This window comes from Pseudomonadota bacterium, from assembly GCA_034660915.1.
Lineage (GTDB): Bacteria > Desulfobacterota > Anaeroferrophillalia > Anaeroferrophillales > Anaeroferrophillaceae > DQWO01.
In genome coordinates this window covers 1-2408 of sequence record JAYEKE010000225.1, presented here as the reverse complement: position 1 = coordinate 2408, position 2408 = coordinate 1, and the positions used below count along the sequence as shown (strand labels likewise).

Below are 2408 nucleotides of genomic sequence, written 5' to 3'. Positions count from 1 at the left end.
AAAACCTGGGCCGAAGAAATGAAGGAAATAGATAGTTCTATATACTGTCCCCTTAATTGTGTGGATGATTCCGGCAACGTTGAACTGCAGTTGGCCCGGGAATTTGTAGAAGATACCGGCTGCCATATTTTTTTGACCGGAAAAGCCGGTACCGGTAAAACCACATTTTTAAAAAACCTTAAAGCAAATACAGCCAAAAGGATGATTGTCACCGCACCAACAGGGGTTGCCGCAATCAATGCCGGTGGCGTCACGCTGCATTCTTTTTTTCAACTGCCGTTCGGGCCCTTTATCCCGGGCAGTGATGGATTTATTAAAAACAAAGAACGCGTTTTCAGGTTTAGCAGGGAGAAAAAACAAATTATAAAAAGCCTTGATCTGCTGGTGATTGATGAAATCAGCATGGTCCGGGCTGATGTCCTTGACGCGGTAGATAAGGTGCTCCAATACCATCGACGCAGCAACCTGGCATTTGGGGGCGTTCAACTGCTCTTGATTGGAGATTTGTACCAATTGCCTCCGGTTGCCAAATCCGGGGAATGGGAGATGTTAAGGCAGTATTATGAAAGCGCCTATTTTTTCAGCAGTCTTGCTTTTAAACATCTGGACCTGGTTACTATCGAACTGGAAAAAGTTTACCGGCAGGCAGATGACCGATTTATCCATCTGCTGAATAAAGTAAGGGATAATCGAATGGATGAATCATCCATTGAAACGTTAAATCAAAGGGTTAAAGAAAATTTTACTCCAGAAGAGGGTCAGGGCTACATCACCTTAACCACTCATAATAGAAACGCCGATACCATTAATCAGGAAAAGCTTGAGGCAATACCAGAAGATGCGTATGACCTGGAGGCCGAAATTTCAGGGGATTTTCCCGAACATATTTATCCCACATTCTCCCGGCTCTCTTTGAAAAAAGGCGTCCAGGTAATGTTCCTTCGCAATGATACATCTGTTGAGAAACGTTATTACAATGGAAAAATAGGCAAGATTAAATCCATATCCCACCAGGAAATCCGTGTCATTTGCCCGGGTGAAACTGAACCGATCACGGTTGAGCCGGTAGAATGGGAAAATATTAAGTACTCGGTGAACCAGGAAAACCAGGAAATTGAAGCAGAAACCATCGGCCGGTTTAAACAGTTTCCGCTGAAACCGGCATGGGCGATTACCATCCATAAAAGTCAGGGCTTAACCTTTGATCGGGCTGTCATTGATGCCCGGGCGGCTTTTGCCCAGGGCCAGATCTATGTTGCTTTAAGCCGCTGTAAGACATTTGCAGGGCTTGTTTTGTCTTCACCCATCCCGACGCGGGGAATTAAGATGGATGAAGCCATTTTTCAATTTATCAACCATTCAGGAAAAAATGCCGTTTCGGCAGACCGGCTTCTGGCAGAAAAAATGATTTATCAGCAGCAGTTGCTGAGCAATTGTTTTGATTTCCAGCCGTTGAATAATCGGCTGGGTTATTTTTTTAGTCTGCTGAGCCGTAATGCAGACTTGGTTCAGGTGTCCGGGGTCCCCGATCTCGAACAAATTCCGAAATTGGCTCAAAACGATATTATTTTGATCAGTGAAAAATTTAAGCACCAGTTAAATCAACATTTCCCTCAAAACAGTCTGCCGGCAGGTGATGATTATATTCAGAAACGGGTGAAAAAGGCATCCAGCTGGTTCCAGGACAAATTGGGTTTGATTTTTGCTGACATGGTGAATAACCTGATCCTGGAAACAGACAACAAGTCCCTTGCTAAAAAAATAAAAAATGCCTTTGACAACCTCTCGCGGGAGATTGCGGTGAAACTGGCCGGGATCAGATCCTGTGAAAACGGTTTTTCACCGTCCCGATATTTACGCGCCGTTTCAAAGGCTGAAAGCGAATTTATGCCGGGAAAGGCAAAAAAAAGCCAGGCTCATTCCTACAGTGAATCAGATATTTTACATCCCCAATTGTTTCAGCATCTTAAAGAGTGGCGCTTGCGTCTGTCAAAAAAGAAAGGTGTTGCCGCATTTCAAATCCTCCATCAACGGGTATTGATTCAGATTGTGGTCCGGCTTCCCCGAAATATCGATGAATTGAAAAAGATTAATGGGGTGGGCCCGAAAACTATTTCAGACTATGGTGACGATATCCTGGGGCTGGTTTTGGCTTATCGCCAAAAGCATGGCATAAAAAATGTGGTGCTGCCTGAAATAAAGCAGGAATCGGCCCAAAAGATAAATTCAACGAAGAAACAGGCCGGGCTTGACACCAAAAAGTCCAGCTTTGACCTGTTCAAGCAAGGGTTTGGCATTGCTGATATTGCGGAAAAGAGAGGGCTGGTGGAAAATACGATCCAGGGTCATTTATCCCACTATATTGAAACCGGTGATTTGGATATTGACCAGCTGCTCTCGCCGGAAAA

1 protein-coding gene is annotated in these 2408 nt (G+C 44.4%); it reads left to right on the top strand.

Going from position 1 to position 2408, the window contains the following annotated elements; all coding sequences use genetic code 11:
• The coding region (locus U9P07_12235) for an AAA family ATPase (GenBank protein MEA2110172.1) at positions 1 to 2408 on the top strand (2408 nt) is incomplete at both ends.